Annotated in this window: 16 protein-coding genes; 7 read left to right on the forward strand and 9 right to left on the reverse strand. The window is 70.1% G+C overall.

The annotated features are described in order from the left end of the window. Nucleotides 1-2: 2 nt before the first annotated feature. Nucleotides 3-974: a LacI family DNA-binding transcriptional regulator gene (locus tag AC2DGY_RS01265; protein ID WP_484509959.1), complete on the forward strand. Its 972-nt coding sequence runs from the start codon at nucleotides 3-5 to the stop codon at nucleotides 972-974. A 517-nt stretch (nucleotides 975-1,491) separates the two neighbouring features. Here the strand turns inward: AC2DGY_RS01265 and AC2DGY_RS01270 are convergent. The 3 genes from AC2DGY_RS01270 to AC2DGY_RS01280 all read right to left on the reverse strand — a co-directional run bounded on the left by AC2DGY_RS01270 (nucleotide 1,492) and on the right by AC2DGY_RS01280 (nucleotide 5,573). After that, nucleotides 1,492-3,528, reverse strand: a complete 2,037-nt coding sequence (locus AC2DGY_RS01270; RefSeq protein ID WP_484509960.1) for a bifunctional aldolase/short-chain dehydrogenase — start codon at nucleotides 3,526-3,528, stop codon at nucleotides 1,492-1,494. A 159-nt stretch (nucleotides 3,529-3,687) separates the two neighbouring features. Beyond that, on the reverse strand, nucleotides 3,688-5,064 hold the full coding sequence (locus AC2DGY_RS01275) for an MFS transporter (RefSeq protein ID WP_484507887.1): 1,377 nt from the start codon (nucleotides 5,062-5,064) through the stop codon (nucleotides 3,688-3,690). Nucleotides 5,065-5,129: 65 nt separating this feature from the next. Next, nucleotides 5,130-5,573, reverse strand: a complete 444-nt coding sequence (locus AC2DGY_RS01280) for a MarR family winged helix-turn-helix transcriptional regulator (protein WP_484507888.1) — start codon at nucleotides 5,571-5,573, stop codon at nucleotides 5,130-5,132. Between the two features lie 88 nt (nucleotides 5,574-5,661). Here AC2DGY_RS01280 and AC2DGY_RS01285 point away from each other — a divergent pair, with 88 nt between their 5' ends. From AC2DGY_RS01285 to AC2DGY_RS01300, 4 genes are all read left to right on the forward strand, one after another. Next, a complete protein-coding gene (locus AC2DGY_RS01285; RefSeq protein ID WP_484507889.1) occupies nucleotides 5,662-6,510 on the forward strand; it encodes an alpha/beta fold hydrolase in 849 nt (282 codons plus the stop codon). A 137-nt stretch (nucleotides 6,511-6,647) separates the two neighbouring features. After that, nucleotides 6,648-7,697: a lipoate-protein ligase LplAB gene (lplAB, locus tag AC2DGY_RS01290; protein WP_484507890.1), complete on the forward strand. Its 1,050-nt coding sequence runs from the start codon at nucleotides 6,648-6,650 to the stop codon at nucleotides 7,695-7,697. Continuing rightward, nucleotides 7,694-8,821, forward strand: coding sequence for a DNA-methyltransferase (locus tag AC2DGY_RS01295; RefSeq protein ID WP_484507891.1), 1,128 nt, complete (start codon nucleotides 7,694-7,696; stop codon nucleotides 8,819-8,821). Before lplAB ends, AC2DGY_RS01295 begins: the two co-directional genes overlap by 4 nt. 62 nt (nucleotides 8,822-8,883) lie before the next feature. Next, nucleotides 8,884-9,870, forward strand: coding sequence for an LLM class F420-dependent oxidoreductase (locus AC2DGY_RS01300; RefSeq protein ID WP_484507892.1), 987 nt, complete (start codon nucleotides 8,884-8,886; stop codon nucleotides 9,868-9,870). Nucleotides 9,871-9,999: 129 nt separating this feature from the next. On the opposite strand, the gene AC2DGY_RS01305 is transcribed toward AC2DGY_RS01300, so the two are convergent. The 5 genes from AC2DGY_RS01305 to AC2DGY_RS01325 all read right to left on the reverse strand — a co-directional run bounded on the left by AC2DGY_RS01305 (nucleotide 10,000) and on the right by AC2DGY_RS01325 (nucleotide 15,909). Continuing rightward, a complete protein-coding gene (locus AC2DGY_RS01305) occupies nucleotides 10,000-10,842 on the reverse strand; it encodes an NAD-dependent epimerase/dehydratase family protein (RefSeq protein WP_484507893.1) in 843 nt (280 codons plus the stop codon). Between the two features lie 16 nt (nucleotides 10,843-10,858). After that, entirely contained in the window at nucleotides 10,859-11,833 is a 975-nt protein-coding gene (locus tag AC2DGY_RS01310) for a squalene cyclase (protein ID WP_484507894.1), read from the reverse strand. A 40-nt stretch (nucleotides 11,834-11,873) separates the two neighbouring features. Beyond that, nucleotides 11,874-12,638: an SDR family NAD(P)-dependent oxidoreductase gene (locus AC2DGY_RS01315; protein ID WP_484507895.1), complete on the reverse strand. Its 765-nt coding sequence runs from the start codon at nucleotides 12,636-12,638 to the stop codon at nucleotides 11,874-11,876. Between the two features lie 173 nt (nucleotides 12,639-12,811). After that, complete coding sequence (locus tag AC2DGY_RS01320; RefSeq protein ID WP_484507896.1) at nucleotides 12,812-14,284, reverse strand: carboxylesterase/lipase family protein; 1,473 nt, start codon at nucleotides 14,282-14,284, stop codon at nucleotides 12,812-12,814. A 185-nt stretch (nucleotides 14,285-14,469) separates the two neighbouring features. Beyond that, nucleotides 14,470-15,909 (reverse strand): amidohydrolase family protein, encoded by a 1,440-nt coding sequence (locus AC2DGY_RS01325; protein WP_484507897.1) that lies wholly within the window; start codon nucleotides 15,907-15,909, stop codon nucleotides 14,470-14,472. A 265-nt stretch (nucleotides 15,910-16,174) separates the two neighbouring features. On the opposite strand from AC2DGY_RS01325, the gene AC2DGY_RS01330 reads away from it, so the two are divergent. Both AC2DGY_RS01330 and AC2DGY_RS01335 read left to right on the forward strand, forming a co-directional pair. Continuing rightward, nucleotides 16,175-17,407 carry an acyl-CoA dehydrogenase family protein gene (locus AC2DGY_RS01330; protein WP_484507898.1) on the forward strand — a complete coding sequence of 411 codons (1,233 nt, stop codon included), beginning with the start codon at nucleotides 16,175-16,177 and terminating at the stop codon, nucleotides 17,405-17,407. 1 nt (nucleotide 17,408) lies between these two features. Continuing rightward, complete coding sequence (locus AC2DGY_RS01335; RefSeq protein WP_484507899.1) at nucleotides 17,409-18,404, forward strand: alpha/beta fold hydrolase; 996 nt, start codon at nucleotides 17,409-17,411, stop codon at nucleotides 18,402-18,404. Between the two features lie 64 nt (nucleotides 18,405-18,468). Here the strand turns inward: AC2DGY_RS01335 and AC2DGY_RS01340 are convergent, their stop codons facing one another. Further along, nucleotides 18,469-19,701 carry an acyl-CoA dehydrogenase family protein gene (locus AC2DGY_RS01340; protein ID WP_484507900.1) on the reverse strand — a complete coding sequence of 411 codons (1,233 nt, stop codon included), beginning with the start codon at nucleotides 19,699-19,701 and terminating at the stop codon, nucleotides 18,469-18,471. Between the last annotated feature and the right edge of the window lie 16 nt (nucleotides 19,702-19,717).

Below are 19,717 nucleotides of genomic sequence, written 5' to 3' on the forward strand. Positions count from 1 at the left end.
CGATGCGAGACGTGGCCGCGCGGGCCGGTGTCAGCGCCAAGACCGTGTCGCGGGTTTTCAACGACGACCCGCACGTGCTGCCTCACACGCGCGAGCGCGTGCAGCAGGTGATGCGCGAGCTCAACTACGTCCCCAACGTCCTGGCGACGACCTTCCGCGCCGGTCGCTCGTCGGTGATCGGCGTCGCGGTCCCCGACATCGTCGACCCGTTCTTCGCCGCGATCGCCCGGGCGGTGGATGCGGTGGCCCGCGGGGCGGGGATGTCCACGCTGGTGACGAGCCTGGGGGAAGACCCCGCAGATGAGCAGGAGACGCTGGAGTCCCTTCTCGGACGCAAGCTCTCCGGTCTGATCATCGCGCCCATCGGCGAGGACCAGGGGTATCTCGAGCGCTGGCAGGAATCCACGCCGATCGTGTGCGTGGACCGCGGCGCCACGGGCCTGCAGACCGACACGTTCACCGCCGACGACGAGGGGGGCGCGTACGCCGCGACCGAGCATCTTCTCGAGCACGGGCACAGCCGTATCGCCTACCTGGGTGACGAACTCGACCGGTCCACCGAGCGTGCCCGGCTCGCGGGGTGGCAGCGAGCGCTCCGTGAGGCGGGTGCCGCCGTGGACGACGACCTCATCCACGCGGACGTGTCCACCGCGGCCGCGGCCGAGCGTGCCGTCGCCCGCACGCGGACGGGCACCGACCCGGCGACGGCGATCTTCTCGTCGAATGCGCGGACGACGATGGCGCTGGCCCGCGCCCTCCGGGACGACCCGATGCCGCTGGTCGGGTTCGGTGATTTCCCGCTCGCCGATCTGCTTCGCCCGGCGATCACCGTGATCGACCAGAGTCCCGAGCGGATGGGGCGGCTTGCCGCCGAGCGCGTCCTGCAGCGGCTGTCCTCGCCCGGGTCCGCGCCGTCCCCGGCGATGGTGGAGGTCACGCTCGTCGAACGCGATTCCTGCCGCGTTCCGATCTGACACCGGCCGGTGCTCGCGCACGGTGGCCAGGCGCTCGGTGGGGCGCGAGCCGAAAGTGCCGGTCCGAGACCCCGCCCTGGCGGGCGGAGCTCAGCGAACATAGGAGATCTCGCGGATCGAGGACGCCGCAGGATATTGCGCTCCTCGATCCGCGAGATCTCCGCGATTTGCGCGACGCTCGAAGGCCCGGGTGAAGCCGGTCACCGCGCCTGGGGCTCGAGGGACAACACTCCGGGGCGCGCGCGCCCGATCGTGACGCGCCCGCTCGTGGCCCGAGGGTGACCGCCGCGACGGCGCCGCCGGATGCCCCGACCACGCGGCCACCCCGTGCCGGGCCGCGTCCCCGTGCCGGTCGCGGAGCTTGGGCGGGCGCCGTCCCCGTGCCGGTCGCTGAGCTTGTCGAAGCGTCCGGCGCCCGCGGCCCTTCGACAGGCGCAGGGACCGCTCCTGTGTCAGGGACCGCCCCCTGCGTCAGGGACTGCCTCTGCGTCAGGGGGCGCTCCCGGGCCGGGGGTGCTCATCGGAGGAAGGCCGCCGCGACGCCGGAGTCGACCGGCACGTGGAGGCCCGTGGTGCGCGACAGCTCCGGGCCGGTGAGCACGTAAACGGCGTCGGCGACGTTCTCGGGCACGACCTCGCGCTTGAGGATCGTGCGGTTCGCGTAGTACTGGCCGAGGTCTTCTTCCTTGACGCCGTACGTCGCGGCGCGGTTGGCGCCCCAGCCGGAGGCGAAGATGCCCGAGCCGCGCACCACGCCGTCGGGGTTGATGCCGTTCACGCGCACGCCGTACTCCCCGAGCTCGACCGCCAGCAGACGCACCTGGTGAGCCTGGTCGGCCTTCGTCGCGGAGTACGCGATGTTGTTGGGGCCGGCGAAGACGGAGTTCTTCGAGGAGATGTAGATGATGTCACCGCCCATGGCCTGCTCGATGAGCGCCTTCGCCGCGGCCTTCGACACGAAGAACGAGCCCTTGGCCATGACGTCGTGCTGGAGGTCCCAGTCCTTCTCGGTCGTCTCCATCAGCGGCTTGGACAGCGAGAGTCCCGCGTTGTTCACGACGAGGTCGATGCCGCCGAACGCCAGCAGCGTCGCGTCGATCGCCGCCTGCACGGCGCCGGCATCGGCCACGTTCGCCGCAATGCCGATCGCGACATCCGCGTTCCCGAGTTCGGCCGCGGTGGCCTGTGCCTTCTCGAGGTCCAGGTCGGCGACGACGACGCACGCGCCTTCGGCCGCCAGGCGGGTGGCGATGGCCTTGCCGATTCCGGATGCGGCGCCGGTGACGAACGCGATGCGGCCCTGGTGCGACTTCGGTTTCGGCATCCGCTGCAGTTTCGCCTCCTCCAGCGCCCAGTACTCGATGCGGAACTTCTCCGCGTCCGAGATCGGCGTGTAGGTCGACAGCGCCTCGGCGCCGCGCATCACGTGGATGGCGTTGACGTAGAACTCGCCCGCCACACGTGCGGTCTGCTTGTTCGTGCCGTACGAGAACATCCCGACACCGGGGATCAGGACGATGAGCGGGTCGGCTCCGCGCATGGCGGGGGAGTCCGCATCCGCGTGCGCGTCGTAGTACGCCTGGTAATCGGCGCGGTACTCCTCGTGCAGCTCCTTCAGGCGCGCGATGGAGTCCTCGACGGACGCGTCGGCGGGGAGGTCGAGCAGCATCGGCTTGACCTTGGTGCGGAGGAAATGGTCGGGGCAGCTCGTGCCCAGCTCGGCGAGAGCGGGCGCCTTCTCGGCGGCGAGGAACTCCAGCACGTCGTCGGAGTCGGAGAAGTGCCCGACCATCGGCTTGTCGGTCGACGCGAGGCCGCGGATAGTGGGGGCCAGGGCCGCCGCTTTCGCGCGACGTTCGGCCTCGGGGAGCGCCTCGAAGCCGGCGCGCACCTCGCCGAACGGCTCGGACCGCCCGTGCTCGGCGATGTAGGCCTCCGCCGTCCGAATGATCCACAGCGAGTTCGCCTCCGCCTCATCCGACGTGTCGCCCCACGCGGTGATGCCGTGGCCGCCGAGGATGCAGCCGATCGCCTGCGGGTTCTGCCGCTTGATCTCGGCGATGTCCAGGCCGAGCTGGAACCCGGGCCGGCGCCACGGCACCCACACGACCTTCTCGCCGAAGATGGTCGCGGTGAGCTCCTCGCCGTCGGCCGCGGTCGCGATCGCGATGCCCGAATCAGGATGCAGGTGGTCGACGTGCGCCGCATCCACCAGGCCGTGCATCGCGGTGTCGATCGAGGGCGCCGCTCCGCCCTTGCCGTGGAGGCAGTAGTCGAACGCGGCGACCATCTCGTCCTCGCGTTCGATGCCGGGGTAGACGTCGACGAGCGCGCGCATGCGGTCCAGGCGCAGCACCGCGAGGCCCTTCTCCGTGAGCGTCCCGAGGTCACCGCCCGAGCCTTTCACCCACAGCAGCTCGACGGGCTCACCGGTGACCGGATCGGTCTCGGTGCCCTTGGCGGAGGTGTTTCCTCCCGCGTAGTTGGTGTTCTTCGGGTCGGCGCCCAGGCGGTTGCTCCGCGCGATGAGCTCGGCGGCGGTCGGGTTCGTCATGCGGGAATCCTTCGGGTCAGAGGTGAGGGGGAGAAGCGATCCTTCACGCCCCCAGCCTGCCTGGGTTCCGCGACGCGTTCGGCTTCGATGCGCTCCTGGTATCCGGATGCGGCGTAGGCGGCCATCGGATCGGCTGCGCTGGGGCGCTGAGCCGGCCGGCTACCGGCGGCGCCGAGTGGTGACCGTCGCCCCGCGGGCATTGCGCGGTGATCCCCCGGGGTGGGAAAGCGGGATCGGGGTCGTGCCGGCAACCTCGTCGCTGAAGTCCTCCGGGACGGTGGCGGGGATGGTGCCGATCGGTCGGGTCTCATCCACGGTCAGGCGGAAGCGGCGGTTCTCGTGGCGGTGGACGCGACCGGACGCGAGGGTCCACGCCACCCCGATCCCGCACGCGATCAAGGCCATGATTGCGGCGACGAAGATCGCCACGCGCGTGCCGTACTGGTCGACCATCCATCCGACGATCGGGGCGCCGATGGGCGTTCCGCCCAGGAGGATCGCCATGTACAGCGCCAGCACGCGCCCGCGGAGCACGGGATCGGTGGTGGTCTGCACGTAGCCGTTCGCGGTGGTGAGCATCGTGACCACCGCGAAGCCGGTGAACACCAGCGTGATCGCGTAGGTCAGATAGGTCGGCGCGAAGGACGACGCGATCATCGCCAGCCCGAATCCGCCGGCGGCCATGATGACCACCCGCATCCGAGCCTTGTCGCGCCGCGCGGCCAGCAGGGCTCCGGCGAGAGAGCCGATCGCGAGGATCGAACTCAGGAGGCCGAAGCCGTCGGCGCCCTGGCCGAACTCGAGCGCCATCGTGGAGGCGAAGATCGGGAAGTTCATGCCGAAGGCCCCGAGGAGGAACACCATCGAGAAGATGACGAGGAGGTCGGGGCGCTTTCCGACGTAGCGGAACCCGTCGGCGAGGCGCGAGCGGCCGGTCCCGGTGGCCCGCGGGATGAGCTCGTGCACGCGGATGAGCGCGAGGGCGATGATCATCGCGGTGAAGGTCGTGGCGTTGACGAGGAACACCCATCCGCTGCCGATCAGGACGATCATGATGCCGGCCGCGGCGGGGCCGATAAGGCGGGCGGTGTTGAAGGACGCGGCGTTGAGGGCGACGGCGTTGGAGGCCTTCTCGCGCGCGACGAGATCGGACACGAAGGCCTGGCGGGCGGGATTGTCGAACGCCGTGATGATGCCGAGCGCAAAAGCGAAGCAGTACATCAGCGGCAGCGTCATGACGCCCGTGAGGACGAGCACGCCGAGCGCGATGGCCAGCAGCAGCATCAGCGTCTGGGTGAGCATGATCAGCTTTCGCCGGTCGAACCGGTCGGCCACCCACCCGGTGACGCTCACGAGCAGGAGCGGCGGGGCGAACTGCAACGCCATCGTGATGCCCATGGCGCCGGCGTCGTTGTTGGTCAGCTCGGTGAGGACGACCCAGCTCTGCGCGGTGGACTGCATCCACGCGCCGATGTTCGACACCAGGGCGCCGATGAACCACACGCGGTAGTTGAAGACCGCGAACGAGCGGAACATCGGGGAAGTCCCGCGCTCGGGGGCTCGCCGCCGCGAGGGGCGGGCGGTGCGTGAAGGTGTCGTGGTCATCGCTCGGCCAGCTTCCGCAGGATCTCGGCCGCGCCGGCAAGGAGTGCCCGGTCGGCGTCGCTGAGCTCGTCCAGCGCCGACTCCAGCCACGCATCCCGTCGCCGCACGGTCTCCTCGACGACGTCGCGCCCGGGCTCCGTGAGGTCAACGAGCACCTTGCGGCGGTCCTCGTCCACCGGCGTGCGGGTCACGTAGCCCGCCTCCTGCAGGCCGTTGACCGTGCGGTTCATCGAGGGAGCAGTCACGCGCTCGCGCTCGGCGAGCTCGCCGAGGGTGTGCGGACCGTAGACCTTCAGGGCGGCGAGCACCGCGAACTGCCCATCGCTCATGGAGTCGATGGCACGTTCGGCGCGAAGGCGGCGGGCGAGCCGGAAGATCGCCATCCGCACGTCGGATGCTGCGGCGCTGAGGTCGGTGGGGGGTGAAATCGACTCAGTCATACCGATGCTTAGCCTAGCTCATTAGTCTTGCTAAGTAAAATCCGAGCCACCGTCCGGACGACCCGGCGCCGACACCTAGACTCGGCGCATGCCCGAGTTCGTCGATGCGCACGGGGTCGCGATCGTCTACGACGTCGCCGAGGCCGCGCACCCGCGCGGCGTCGTGCAGCTCCTGCACGGGGTGGGGGAGCACGCCGGCCGGTACGGCGCACTCATCGCCGCGCTCACCGAGGCCGGTTACACGGTCTACGCCGACGATCACCGCGGGCACGGCCGTACGGGCATGCGTCAGCACGGCGGCGACGCCCGACGGCTCGGGCGGCTGGGTCCTGGGGGGCATCGCGCGGCCGTGGAGGCGGTGTGGATGCTGACGCAGCGCATCAGGGCGCAGCGTCCCGATCTGCCTCTCATCCTGCTCGGGCACTCCTGGGGCTCGTTCCTCGCGCAGATCCTCCTCGACCGGCATCCCGACGCCTACGACGCGCTCGTGCTGAGCGGATCGGCGCTGCGCATGCCCGGCTGGCTCAACGCCGGCGACCTCAACAGGCCGTGGAAGGGCGCGAAAGGCCACGGGATGCAGTGGCTGTCCTCCGACGACTCGGTCGGAGCCGCGTTCGTCGACGACCCGCTCACCACGTCCGTGCCGCTCCTGCGCCTGTTCGGTCCGGTGGACGCGGCGCGGCTGTTCGGACGACCGCGGCGCGACCCCGGCCGCGACACCCCGGTGCTGCTGATGGTCGGGCAGGACGACACGGTCGGCGGACCGCGCAGCGTCGCCCGGCTGGCCGACGCGTACCGCACCCGCTCGAAGTTCACCGACGTCACGACGCTGATCTACCCCGGCGCGCGCCACGAGATCTTCAACGAGGTCACCCAGGCCGACGTCCGCGCCGACCTGCTCGCCTGGCTCGCCCCCCGCTTCCCCTCCCGCGCCTGAGTGCCGCGACGCGCCGCGTCTCGCCGCGACCTGCGCCGAGAAACAACGATCCGGACGAAACACAGCGCGCCGCGTGCCGTCTCGTCCGGATCGTCGTTTCTCGCGGGGTGCGGCGCCCGCCGCCGTAGGCTGAGGGCATGCACGGCGAATACAAAGTGCCCGGGGGCAAGCTCGTGGTCGTCGACCTGGAAGACCGCGACGGCCGCATCGACGGCTTCCATCTGGCCGGAGACTTCTTCCTCGAGCCCGACTCGGCGCTCGGCGACATCGACGCGGCCGTCAACGGCCTGCCCGTCGAATCCGACGTCGCCGCGATCGCGGCGGCCATCCGCGCCGCCCTGCCCGCGGGTGCTCAACTTCTGGGCTTCACGCCCGAGTCGGTGGGCACGGCCGTGCGCCGTGCGCTCATCAAGGCACCGGGATGGCGCGACTTCTCGTGGGAGGTCGTCCATGACGGTCCCGTCTCGCCGCGGATGAACCTCGCGCTGGACGAAGTGCTCACCACGCGGGTCGGCGATGGTCGTCGCAACCCGACTCTCCGGCTGTGGGAGTGGAACGAGAACGCCGTCGTCATCGGCTCGTTCCAGTCGGTTCGCAACGAGGTCGACCCCGACGCCGCCGAGCGGCACGGATTCGACGTCGTGCGCCGAATCTCCGGCGGCGGCGCAATGCTGATGGCGGCGAACTCGATCGTCACGTACTCCCTCTACGTGCCCGCATCCCTCGTCGCAGGCATGACCTTCGCCGACTCGTACGCCTTCCTCGACGACTGGGTGCTGCAGGCGCTGCGCTCCATCGGCATCGACGCGACGTACCAGCCGCTGAACGACATCGCCGGCCCTCACGGCAAGATCGGCGGGGCCGCGCAGAAGCGCCTCGCCAACGGCGGTGTGCTGCACCACGCCACGCTCAGCTACGACATGGACGGCCAGGTACTCACCGACGTGCTGCGCATCGGGCGGGAGAAGCTCAGCGACAAGGGCACGGTGTCGGCCGCGAAACGGGTCGACCCCCTCCGGAGCCAGACGGGACTCTCCCGCGAGGCGATCATCGAGCGGTTCATCAGCACGTTCACCCAGTTGTACGGCGCCGTTCCGGGGCATATCACCGAAGAGGAATACGCCGAGGCGGAGGCGCTCGTGGCGTCGAAGTTCGCCACCGACGCGTGGCTGCAGCGGGTTCCATGAGCCCGGTCCCCGGCCGGCCGGACGCGCCCGCCGGGTCGGTCCGCATCCACGCGTGCGACAACCTCTCCGCCGCTCGCGCGTGGCCCGATGCGAGCTTCACGCTGATCTACCTCGATCCGCCGTTCAACACCGGCCGGTCGCGGGCCCGTGCGGTCGAGACGATGCTCCCCCTGGACCGTACTCAGTCTGAGACCGCCCCTGGGTCTGCCGCCTCCGCAGAAACACGCGGGATCGAGGCCGAGGGAACAGCATCCAGACTGAGTACGGTTCGGCCCGAGGCGGAGGCGTTGCGCGAGGCGGAGGCGTTGCCCGAGGCGGAGGCGGAGGCCGAGGTCGAGGCGGCGGCGTCCGGCCCGAGCACGGCCTCGGTGCACGCGGAGGCATTGACCCCGATGGGGGCGAGGTTCGGATTCCGCGGGAACGAGTACGAGAAGCTGCGCGGCGACCTCCGCGCGTATGACGACCGGTTCGACGACTACTGGGGATTCCTCGAGCCGCGCCTCCTCGAAGCGTGGCGGCTCCTCGCCCCCGACGGCACGCTCTACCTGCACCTCGACTATCGCGAGGCCCATTACGCCAAGGTGCTGCTGGACGCCCTGTTCGGCCGCGAGAAGTTCCTCAACGAGATCGTGTGGGCATACGACTACGGGGCCAAGTCGCGTCGCCGCTGGCCCACGAAGCACGACACGATCCTCGTGTACGTCAAGGATCCGCAACGGTACTGGTTCGATTCGGATGCGGTGGACCGCGAGCCGTACATGGCCCCGGGTCTCGTCACACCGGAGAAGGCCGCGCGGGGGAAGCTTCCCACCGACGTGTGGTGGCACACGATCGTGCCGACGTCGGGGCGGGAGAAGACCGGCTACCCGACGCAGAAGCCCGAGGGTATCCTCCGCCGCATCATCCAGGCCTCCAGCCGCCCCGGCGACCGGGTGCTCGACCTCTTCGCCGGCAGCGGGACGACCGGCGCAGTGGCGAGCGCCCTCGGACGCGACGCGGTGCTGGTGGACGACAATCCGGAGGCCGTCGCGGTGATGCGGGCGCGCATGCCGCACGCCACGCTCATCCCCCCTCGTGATGTCCCACTTCTGCCGGTTTCCGAGCCCCAGAAGCTGCAGAAGTAAGACATCATCTGCGTCATGTCCAGCCCAGCGGCCAGATTGTCAGGAATCTCTAGGGTGAGGGCATGAGATTCGGACTCTTCATTCCCCAAGGCTGGCGCTTCGACCTCGTCGGCATCGACCCGGCCCTTCACTGGGCCACCATGCGTGACCTCGCCCAGAGCGCCGATGCCGGGCCGTGGGAGTCGCTGTGGGTCTACGACCACTTCCACACCACGCCGGTCGCCAGCGAGGAGGCGACCCACGAGGCGTGGACGCTGATGTCGGCGTTCGCCGCCTCCACCGACCGCATCCGCCTCGGGCAGATGTGCACGTGCATGAGCTACCGCAACCCCGCGTACCTGGCGAAGGTGGCCGCGACCGTCGACATCGTGTCCGGCGGACGCACCGAGATGGGCATCGGCGGCGGATGGTACGAGCACGAGTGGCGCGCGTACGGCTATGGTTTCCCACCCGTCGGCGAGCGCCTCGGGCGCCTGCGCGAGGGCGTCGAGATCATGCACCAGGCCTGGACGACCGGGTCGGCGACGCTCGACGGCACGTACTACACGGTCGACGGCGCCATCGTCCGGCCGTTGCCGTTGCAAGACGGGGGCATCCCGCTATGGATCGCCGGTGGCGGCGAGAAGGTGACGCTGAAGATCGCCGCGCAGTACGCCGCGTACACGAACTTCGCCGGGTCCCTCGAGGAGTTCGACCACAAGTCGGACGTACTGCGGGGTCACTGCGAGGCGCTCGGGCGCGACTTCGGTGCGATCACGCGCTCGTCGAACTTCAACACGATCATCGCCTCCAGCGAGGCGGAGGTCGAAGAGCGGTTGACCGCTGTCATCGCTCGCCTGGCCCCCTTCGTCGGACCGGAGCGCGCCGACGTCATCGAGCGCGAGTACCGGGCTTCTCCCGGGGTGGGAACGCCGGAGCAGATCGCGGAGCGTCTCGCCGAGCGCGCGGCCCGCGGTCTCGGTTACGCCATCCACTATTTCCCCGAGGCGGCGTACGACCGCTCGGGCATCGAGCTGTTCGAGCGCGAGGTGGTTCCTCAGCTCGGCTGACCCCGGCGCGGCCCTCCGCGGGTGTCCACGACGCGCGGATGCGGCGGCGTCGCTGCCGGCCCTCCGCGGGTGTCCACGACGCGCGGATGCGGCGGCGTCGCTGCCTGCACGGCGTGGACACCCACCGGATCAGGAGTCGCGCCAGGAGTGCTGCGGGTCGTACCCGAGCAGGCGCCGCGCCTTGTCGATCGACAGGAGGGTGTCGTGCTCGCCGAGGTCGCCGTGCACGGGGACGCCGGGGAAGACCTCGGCCACCAGCTCGGCGTTGGGGCGGGTCATGACGGTGTCGGCGGCGGCAATGATGAAGCGGTCGAACCCGGCGGGGGCCACCTCCAGCGCGCGCTGTACGGCCTGGGCGCCGTCACGCGCATCGATGTAGCCCCACAGGTTCCATTTGCGTGCGCGGGCGTCCGCGTCGAAGGAGGGGAACTCGGCGTAGTCCTCAGGCACCATGACGTTGGAGAATCGCAGCGCCGTGATCGACAGGTCGGGATGCCACCGCACGAGCTCGATCGCGAGCTGCTCCTCGAGGTGCTTGACGAGTGAGTACACCGACTCGGGGCGGGCCGCATACTCCTCATCGACGGGGATGTAGGGCGGCGGCACGTCGAACGGCAGACCGAGCACGGTCTCGCTCGAGGCGTACACGATGCGTCGCACGCCCGAGCGGACCGCGGCCCAGAACACGTTGAACGTCGCGGTCATGTTGTTGTGGAAGGTCGCCACGTCCGCCCGCAGCCCCGGTGCGGGGATCGCCGCGAGGTGCACGACGGCGTCGAGTTCGCCCCGGTCATCGCCCGCACCGCCGAGGGCGTCGATCACCTGGCCGTAGTCGGTGAGGTCGATCTGCACGAACCCCTGCCGGCGCGAGCCCACCGCATCCAGTGCGATCACGCCGTGCCCGGCGGCCCGGAGCTCGCGTTCGACGACGGTGCCTAGTTTTCCGGACGAGCCGGTCAGTGCGATGCGCATGATCCAGGGTTGCACGTCACACGATGGAAACGGGCCGGTGCGCCGCATCCCACCAGTCGAGAACGCGTAGGGCGTGGAACGTGAGCCAGCGCGAGGGTTCGCCCGGCGGGGCGTCCACGTCGAACCAGGTTCGTCCCTCGTGGCGGAGCTGCTGATGCCACGTTCCGTCGGCACCGCGGGCGTGGCGCACGAGCGCGATCGCGTCGGACATCCGCTCGTCGGGGGGCGTGCCGTCGTGGAGCGACGCCGCGCGGAAGTAGTCGACGGCCTTCAGCACGCTGTAGGTCCACCGATACGGATAGGCGAAGTGCGTCGCCCACGGGGCGTGGACCTCGCCGGTGGACAGTCGCCGCATGAGGCCGCGTTCGAGGAGGTACTCCTCCGCCCCCCGGCGCGCCGCCGTCAACTCCGGCGTACCGCCGGCCCGTTGTTCGTACTCGAGGATTCCGATGAGGGCGTTCAGCGTCGAGTGGAACGACGAGCGAGTGGCGCCGTCGACCCAGTCGCAGTTCCAGCCGCCGTCGCTCATGCGGTGCTGGACGAACCACGTCGCGATCGAGGTCACGTCGGCGCCGAGCCACGCGCCGTTGGCGAGCGTATAGCCGTTGATGCACGCGTCGACTTCGCCTCCCCAGTACGGAAGGTCGTCGTACTCCCACCGGGCGTTGCGTGCGAGCAGGCCCGCGGTGTCGGGGCGCAGCGCGTCCGGGGGGACGCCCCACTCCCGCAGGGAGTTGAGCGACCAGGTCGTGGCCGTCCACGGCTGCCCCGGCTCATCGCGACTCGCGTCGGTGGGGAAGTACGCGCCCCCCGCCCACAGGCCGTCATCCGCCTGCTTCGTCAGCAGCGCCGCGCCGTGCCCCTCCGTCATGACCCGCTCCCGGGTCCGCTGCCACACCGCGTCGGGGGCGTGGTCCAGGTCGCGCTCGACCTGCCAGCGGAGACTGGGGTCGGCGCCGCGCAGCCACGCGATGACCTCGTCGTTGTTCATGCGGGGACAGTACCGCCGGCTCCCGACATCGCCCGCCCGCTCAGATGGCCGTGTAGCCGCCGTCGACCGCGTGCTGGGAGCCGTTGATGAACGAGGCGCGGTCGCTGAGGAGGAAGACGACGAGGTGCGAGACCTCCTCCGCGGTGCCGAGGCGTCCGATCGGGTGCTTCTGCACGAGGGCGTCGTAGGCCTCCCGTGGCAGCCCGTCGATCAGGGGGGTGGCGATGTACCCCGGATGCACCGAGTTGATGCGCACGCCCTGGGCGGCATAGGCGGCACCGGCCGACTTGGTCATGCCCGCCACGGCGTGCTTCGCCGCCGAATACGGCGCGGCCGTCTCCGCGCCGACCAGACCGAGGATGGAGGACGTGTTGACGATCGCGCCGCCGCCTGCGGCGATCATCGCCGGGATCTCGTACCGCATGCCGTAGAACACGGAGTTGAGGTTGATGTCGATGAGTCGCTGGTATGCCGCGAAGTCGTCGCTGTCGTCGTAGTCGCCGAGGAGGCCCTGCGGTCCGCCGATGCCGGCGTTGTTGAACGCGAGGTGCAGGCCGCCGAAGGCCTCCACCGCGCTGTCCACCGCCGCCTTCACCTGCCGGGCGTCGGAGACGTCGGCGGCCACCGGGCGCGCCTCGCCGCCGGCGGCGACGATCTCGTCGACCACCTTCTGCGCCCCATCCTCCTGGAGGTCGACCGCGACGACCTTCGCGCCGAGGCCGGCGAGGTCGAGCGCGACGGCCCGGCCGATCCCCGAGGCGGCTCCGGTGATGAGAGCCACCTTGCCGTCGAATGCTTCCGTCATGTGCGTGTCCTGCCTTCCGATTGGTGCGCCCGGATTGGCGTCGGCGATTTCGATCCTCGCCTGAGGCGCGCCTGCTGGGAGGGGCCTTGACGCGGGCGCGCGGTGCGTCGGCCGACCCGGCAGCGCCCGAAAAGCGCGCAGGCGGACGCGCGCCGGGGCGCGCGCCGAGAACCTCAGCGCAGCGCGGTCACCGAGGCATAACCGTCGCGCACCACCGCGGGTGCGGATGCGGGGCCGCCGAAGACACGCGTCGTCCCCTGGCCGGCCGACCACGCGCCCCATCCCGGCATCCCCTCGCGGACGAATGCGACGGCGCTGGAGTGCAGCGCATCCGCCAGGCCGCGCGGCGGTGCGTCGCCGGCGATGTCGGCCACCCCCGGGGCTTCCAGGCAGTCGAACCAGAACGGCACGTCCAGGCAGTGGCACGCCCATCCGATCACCGGAGAGGGCCACGCGAACCGGTACACCCACGTCGGGGCGTCCCCGCGGGCCGACGCGACGCGGGGGATGTCGGCGCGGAAGACCCGGTCGGTGGCGTAACGCCCGAGGAGTGCCGCGCTGCCCTTCCGCCGCTGGGCGCGGTTGGCCCGCAGGTACGCGCGCTGGGCGGCCCCGCGGAGGCCGAGCCGTGCCAGCACGAGTCCGAGGGGGAGGAGCCTCAGCAGCCGACGGGCCCCGTGGGTCGCCATGGTGAACTCGTCATCGGTCGAGCCGAGGACGAGCGGGATGCCGCTGCCCTCGCCCCGGGCCAGTGCGTCCACGACGGGCGCGGGTATCAGGTCACCGTCGACCACCGGCCCCCACGGCAGGCCTTCGGACAGGAGCGAGGTGAGCACGTCGAGGCGATTGCGGGTCTCAGGTTCTCCGGCCTTGTCCTGCAACTCTCGTAGCCGTTCCTCGGGGAGGCTCGCGAAACCCGCCCGCGTCGCGGGCACCCCGGCTGCGGCGGCGAGGCGCCCGGCCGCGGCGCCGGCGCGCTCGCGGTCGATATCGCTGAGCGTGGGGGAGATCGCGAGGGCCGAGCGGAAGAGCCCGCGCGCCGCCGGCAGGGAGACCAGGGTGAGGACCGCTCCGCCCCCGGCGCTCTGCCCCATCAGCGTGACCTTCGCCGGATCGCCCCCGAAGACGCGGATCTCGTCCTGCACCCATGCGAGCGCGGCGAGCCAATCGCGCACGGCGCGGTTGGACGGCGCCCCCTCGATGGCGCCGAACCCGTCGAAGCCCAGGCGGTACGAGAGTGTCACGGTCACGACGCCGTCGCGCGCGAACGCCGCGCCGTCGTACCACGGGCTCGCCGGCGACCCCGAGACGTAGGCGCCGCCGTGGATGTAGACGAGCACGGGGAGCGCCGCATCCTCATCCCCCGGCCGCGGCGTGAAGACGTTGACGTTCAGTGTCGCCTCGCCCGGGATGCTCGGCTCGGGGATGAGCGTGACCCCGGTGTCTCCGCGTTGGGGTGTGGGGCCATAGGCGGTGGCATCGCGGATCCCCTCCCACGGCTCCGGCGGCACGGGGGCGGCGAACCGCAGCGCGCCCACCGGCGCCTGGGCGAACGGGATGCCCAGGAACGCCGCCGACCCCTCGCGCGCGAGGCCGCGCACCGACCCCTTGCGGGTGCGGACGACGGGACCTTCGGCGGCGGTCATCCCCGCATTCTCCCAGGCCCTCCGCCCCGCCCGTCGAGTCGCCACGATCCGTTCGATTTTCGGCCGAATCCGGACGTTTTGTGGCGAGTCGACGGAGGGGGCGGGCCCGCGCCTTCGCGCCCTGACCGTCGGATACGCGAAACGGCCCGCCCCCGGAGGGACGGGCCGTTTCGTGCGAGCAGGCGTCAGTGCGACGGCTCGGTCTCACGACGGTACTGGTACGGGTTGGAGAGGATCTCCTTCTCGGGGATCTCCGGGTTCATCCCCGACTTCCAGGTGTCCTCACCGAGCTCCGACCGCAGGTACTCCACGGTGTCCTCGATCTTCGCGCGGACGCCCTGCAGGTCGCCGGAGACGAGCTTGCCGTCGAACTTGACCGGCTCGCCGCCCACCAGCACGGTGTGCACGTCGCCGCGCTGCGCCTGGTACACCACGTGCGAGTAGGGGTTGAGGATCGGGAACATCGTGGGCGAGTTGTCGTTCTTGATCAGCACGATGTCGGCGAGCTTGCCGGCCTCGAGGCTTCCGACCTGGTCCCACTTGCCCAGAGCCTTGGCGCCACCGCGGGTGGCCCAGTCCACGACCTCCTCGACGCGGATGGTCGCGTGCGTGATGGTCTGGTCGGTCTGGTGGGCGATGTAGTGCTCGAGCGAACGGTCGGCGCCGATCGTCGTGCGCATGGCGGAGAACATGTCGGCGCTGAACCACACGCTCGTGTCGACCGACAGCGACGCTTCGATGCCGTGACGACGCAGGGCGTGGGCGGGCGGGTAGCCCTGACCGCACGTCTGCTCGCTCTCGGTCGACAGCGACACGGTGCCGCCGGTGGCGGCGATCTTCATGTACGAGTCGTCGCTGAGCGTGGCCGCGTGCACGTACACCTGGCCCGGCAGCATGACGTTGTTTTCGTACATGAGGCGGATGCCGTTGTCGTTGGTCGCACCCCACACGCCCGCGTGGGTCGTGATGGAGACGCCGAGGTCGCGAGCGGCCTTGAATGCTGCCGCCTCGGGGAAGTTCTCGTCGCCGGGAACGTCGAAGGCCATCTGGGCGCCGAACATGCGCGAGTCGTCGCGGGCGCGCTCGATCACGCGGCGAACCGCCGGATCCTGCGCCCACTCCCACGGAGCGGCGTGGATGTTGCCATAGGCGAGGACGTAGCGACCCGGAGAGGAGGCGAGGGCTTCGAGCGCGGCCTCGCCGTGATCGGGCGTGCGCAGGCCGTGCGACCAGTCCACGCTCGTCGTCACGCCGGACTCGACCGCGTCGAGCGCCGACAGCAGGTTGCCGGAGGCGATGTCCTGCGGGCGGAACTTCATGCCGTGCTCGAGGTAGTACCAGACGAAGTACTGCGTCAGCGTCCAGTCGCCGCCGTACGCGCGCATGGCCGTCTGCCACATGTGGCGGTGGGTGTCGATCATGCCGGGGAGCAGGATGCCGCCCTTGCCGTCGATCTCGAAAGCGCCTTCGGGGGCGGCGAGGTCGACGCCGACCTCGGCGATCTTGCCGTCGACGACGAGGACGTCGCCTTCGGGGATCACGGTGTGTGCATCATCCATCGTGAGCACGATGGCGTTGCGGATCACGATGGGCTGGCCTGGTTGCGGTGCCGGGGTACCGGTCATAGACGTTCATCCTCCTTGATTGCCGTCGGGTGGCCCCGCCCGGGCGGCGCGACGGCGCGCCGTCGCTTGACTTGCGTCGTGCGGGTCGACTTGAGTCAAATTAAGCATTGCTGAACAGGGTTGTCCAGTGTCGCTTGGTGGGGTGGCTACCCGGTCAGAGACTCGTTGTGGAGTCTATAACCAGATTGTATGATGAACCGACGCTAGACGCACAGGATTGTCACCCGGCACCGGTCGCGCCTTCCAATGATGAAAGGAATCGTCGATGACCGACATCTCCGTGAACGCTGTCTCCGAGGTCGATGCCGCGCTGGATCCGGAGGAGGCGCTCGTGCAGGCGGCCCGCGCGATGCGAGAGGAGATCATCTCCTACTCCGCCGAGGCCCAGGACGCCACTCATATCCCCGAGGGGCTGCACCGCCGCTTCGAGGAGGTGGGCTTCTACCGCATGTACATCCCGAAGGCGCACGGCGGCCTCGAGGTGACGCCCACGACGTTCTTCCGGGTCGTGATGGAGATCGCCCGCGCGGATATGGGGATCGCGTGGTGCTTCTGCCTCTCGTCCAACCACGCGCTGATGCTCGCCAACTGGTTCCCGGAGCAGATCCACGCGGAGGTCTACGACGGTGGCAACTTCCGCGCCGCATCGATGTACGCCCCGACCGTGACGGCCACACCGGTCGACGGCGGCTACGAGATCGACGGCGTCGTCAATTACTGCTCGGGCATCCCGTGGAGCACGTTCTTCCTCGGCCAGGCGCGGCTCCCCAAGGGTGAGGACGGCACGCCGCGCGTGGGTCTGTACATCGCCCCGGCCGGCTCCTACGAGATCCTGGATGACTGGGGCAACATGATGGGCCTGAACTCGTCGGGCTCCAACAGCATCCGCTTCGACAAGGCGTTCCTGCCCGCCCGCTTCATGGTCGAGGACGCCGACCTCATGGACTACGCCTTCAACGGCGACAGCCCGGGCTCGGCGGCCTACGGCAACAGCATGTACTCGGCGCGTCACGGCAGCTCGTTCGCCCTCGCGCTGGGCGTGCTGTGCGTGGGAGGCGCCCTGGGAGCGCTGGACGAGTATGCCGCGCTGATGACCTCGCGCAAGATCACGATTCCGCCCTTCCACCTGCGCGCCGAGGACCAGGACTTCCAGCGCTACTACGGTGGCGCGATCATCAAGCTGGCCACCGCAGAGGCGGCAGTCTTCCACGCCCTCGAGCGGTGGGAGAAGGCCGCCAGCGACAACGTCGCCGGGGTCGAGCAGTTCACCGGGAGCCTCGACAACCTCCTGGGCGGCATCGGCCGCGAGGTGATGCTGCAGGCGTGGGAGGTCGTGGAGAAGGACATGTACCGCACCATCGGTGCCTCCGCCTCGAAGAAGGGCGAGAGGTTCGAGCAGATCTTCCGCGATATGGCGCAGGCTGCCGGTCACCGCAACCCGCAGCTGCGCGACGTCGCGTTCAAGATGGTCGCCCTCGACGCCCTGAAGGGGGCCTGACGTGCCCGCGCAGCTTCCCGAGGCGTTCGCCGAGTACCCCCTGCGAACCGTCCGCCGCGGGCACTTCTGGATTCCCGGCGAGCGGGTCCAGAGCGAGCGCGGCACCGTTCAGCGCGCCCCGATGTTCGTCGAGTGGGAGGCGCCGGCGGAGATCACGCGGCCGTACCCGCTGATCCTCGTGCACGGCGGCGGCGGACAGATCACCGACTGGACGGGGACCCCCGACGGGCGGCCGGGCTGGTCGGACCTGTTCGTGGATGCGGGGTACCTCGTGTACCGCGTGGATCGTCCCGGTCATGGCCGCTCGTGGGCGCACCCCGATGTGCTCGGCGAGCCGGGGGCGCAGTTCAGCTACGAGATGGCGATGGGGCTGTTCGACACCCCGATCCCCGGGCACGACCAGTCGACGTGGAGCGGAGGCATCGGCGACCCGATGCTGGACCAGCTGATCGCCGGGATGGGGTTCCTGCCGGCCGATCTGGCCGAGTCGCACCGCATGGACCAGGACCGCATCGCGCGGCTGCTGGATCGCACCGGGCCGGCGATCGTCGTGACGCACTCCGCGGGCGGACCGAGCGGATGGCTCGCCGCCGACGCGCGTCCGGACGCCGTGCGGGCGATCGTGGCCATCGAGCCGATGGGCCCGCCGTTCTTCGAGTTCGGTCCGGGCTCTCGCCTGGACTGGGGCCTCACCGCGTCGCCGGTGTCATGGGAACCGGCGGTGAGCGATCCCGCAGAGCTCGAGGCTGCGGAACCGGGAACGTACCGTCTGCCGTTCCTCGACGGCATCCCCGTCGTCGTGGTGGTGGGAGGGACCTCGCCGTTCACCGACTGGGAGCCGCAGGTCGTCGAGTTCCTGCGGGCAGCCGGCTCCGACGCCGAGTTCCTGAACCTGGGCGAAGCCGGCGTTCCCGGAAACGGTCACGCCATGATGCTCGAGGCCAACTCCGACGCCTCCATCGGCCCGATCCTGGACTGGATCGCCCGCATCGACTGACACCTCTGTATAAGAGGAGGGGGTGGGGCGCACGAGCGCCCCACCCCCTCATTCATGCGCCCTGTTACATCGTGAGAGGCTGACCCAGCATCACGCGGCCTTGTGAGGCGAGCAGCACGTCGTGCTGCGCGCCGATGTGGGTGCGGTACATCGCCGCATCCTGGTAGTACTTGCCCATCCGGGTGCCCGCGAGCCCCGCCGACGTGCTGCCGGCGGTGGTGAAGGCGACCTCGATGGCCTCCTGTGCGAGGCGCGCCGCCTGCACGATCTGGCCGCGGATGCGGACGTCGTCAGCGGTGGTGAACTCCGCACCGCCTTCGCTCCACGCGCGATTGAGCTGCTCGAACTCGCGGATGGCGCCCAGCAGCAGCGTCTGCGAGGCCTCCGCGAGGGAGGTGACCTTGCCGTACCAGAGCTGGTACTCCGGCGACTGCGAGCGTGGGACGCGGGGCGGGAAGCTCGAGCCGCGCTGCATCAGAGTCTCGTATTCGTCCATGCAGGCCAGCGCCGCGCCCACCTGGGTCTGGGTGAGGCCGGCGATGAAGAACGCCGACGTGCGACCGAGGTACAGCGGGTTCCCGTGCAGCTGGTAGCCGGGCGTGCCTTTCTCGCCCCACACGATGTCTTTGAAGTTGAACGGCACGACGTTGTAGGAGGGGACGAACGCGTCGTCGATCTCGATCGAGTTGGAGCTGGACGCGTGAAGTCCGATGGTCTTCCCGAAGCCCCAGTCGTCCAGGATGGTGAAGTCCTCGCGCGGCAGGATGAACATGTACAGCGCCTTGCTGCCGTCCTCCTGCGTGATCGGGGCGACCGGCATGAAATGCGTGCCGTACGTGCATCCCGAGTTGTAGTCCCACCGGCCGGTCAGGCGGTAGCCGCCGTCCACGGCGGTGACCACGGCGCGCTGCGGGAAGGCACGGGAGGGGGAGATGAAGGGATGCGCCGATCCGAACACCTCGTCCTGAGACTGCGCGGGGAAGTGGGAGGCGAACTGGTAGGCGTGGCTGGCGCCGAGCTCCCACGACCAGCCCACGCCGGGGTCGCCGCGCGAGATCTCGATCGCGACGCGGAAGAACGTCTCGAGGTCGGTCTCGAAGCCGCCGTAGCGTCGCGGACGGAGCAGGTCGTACAGCCGGGCGTCGCGGAAGGCCTCGTGGATCTCCGGCGAGTAGGTCCCGAGCTGCGCGTGCTCCGGCTGCAGCTCGCGCAGGCGTTCGCGCAGCGCGCGGGCGCGGGCGATGAGTTCGTCCGCCGTCGGCTGCTCGGTCGCGTCGCGTTCCTCGACCATCGTCATGTGGGATCTCCGTTCG

The sequence above is a fragment of the Microbacterium sp. Z6_144 genome, from assembly GCF_057197625.1.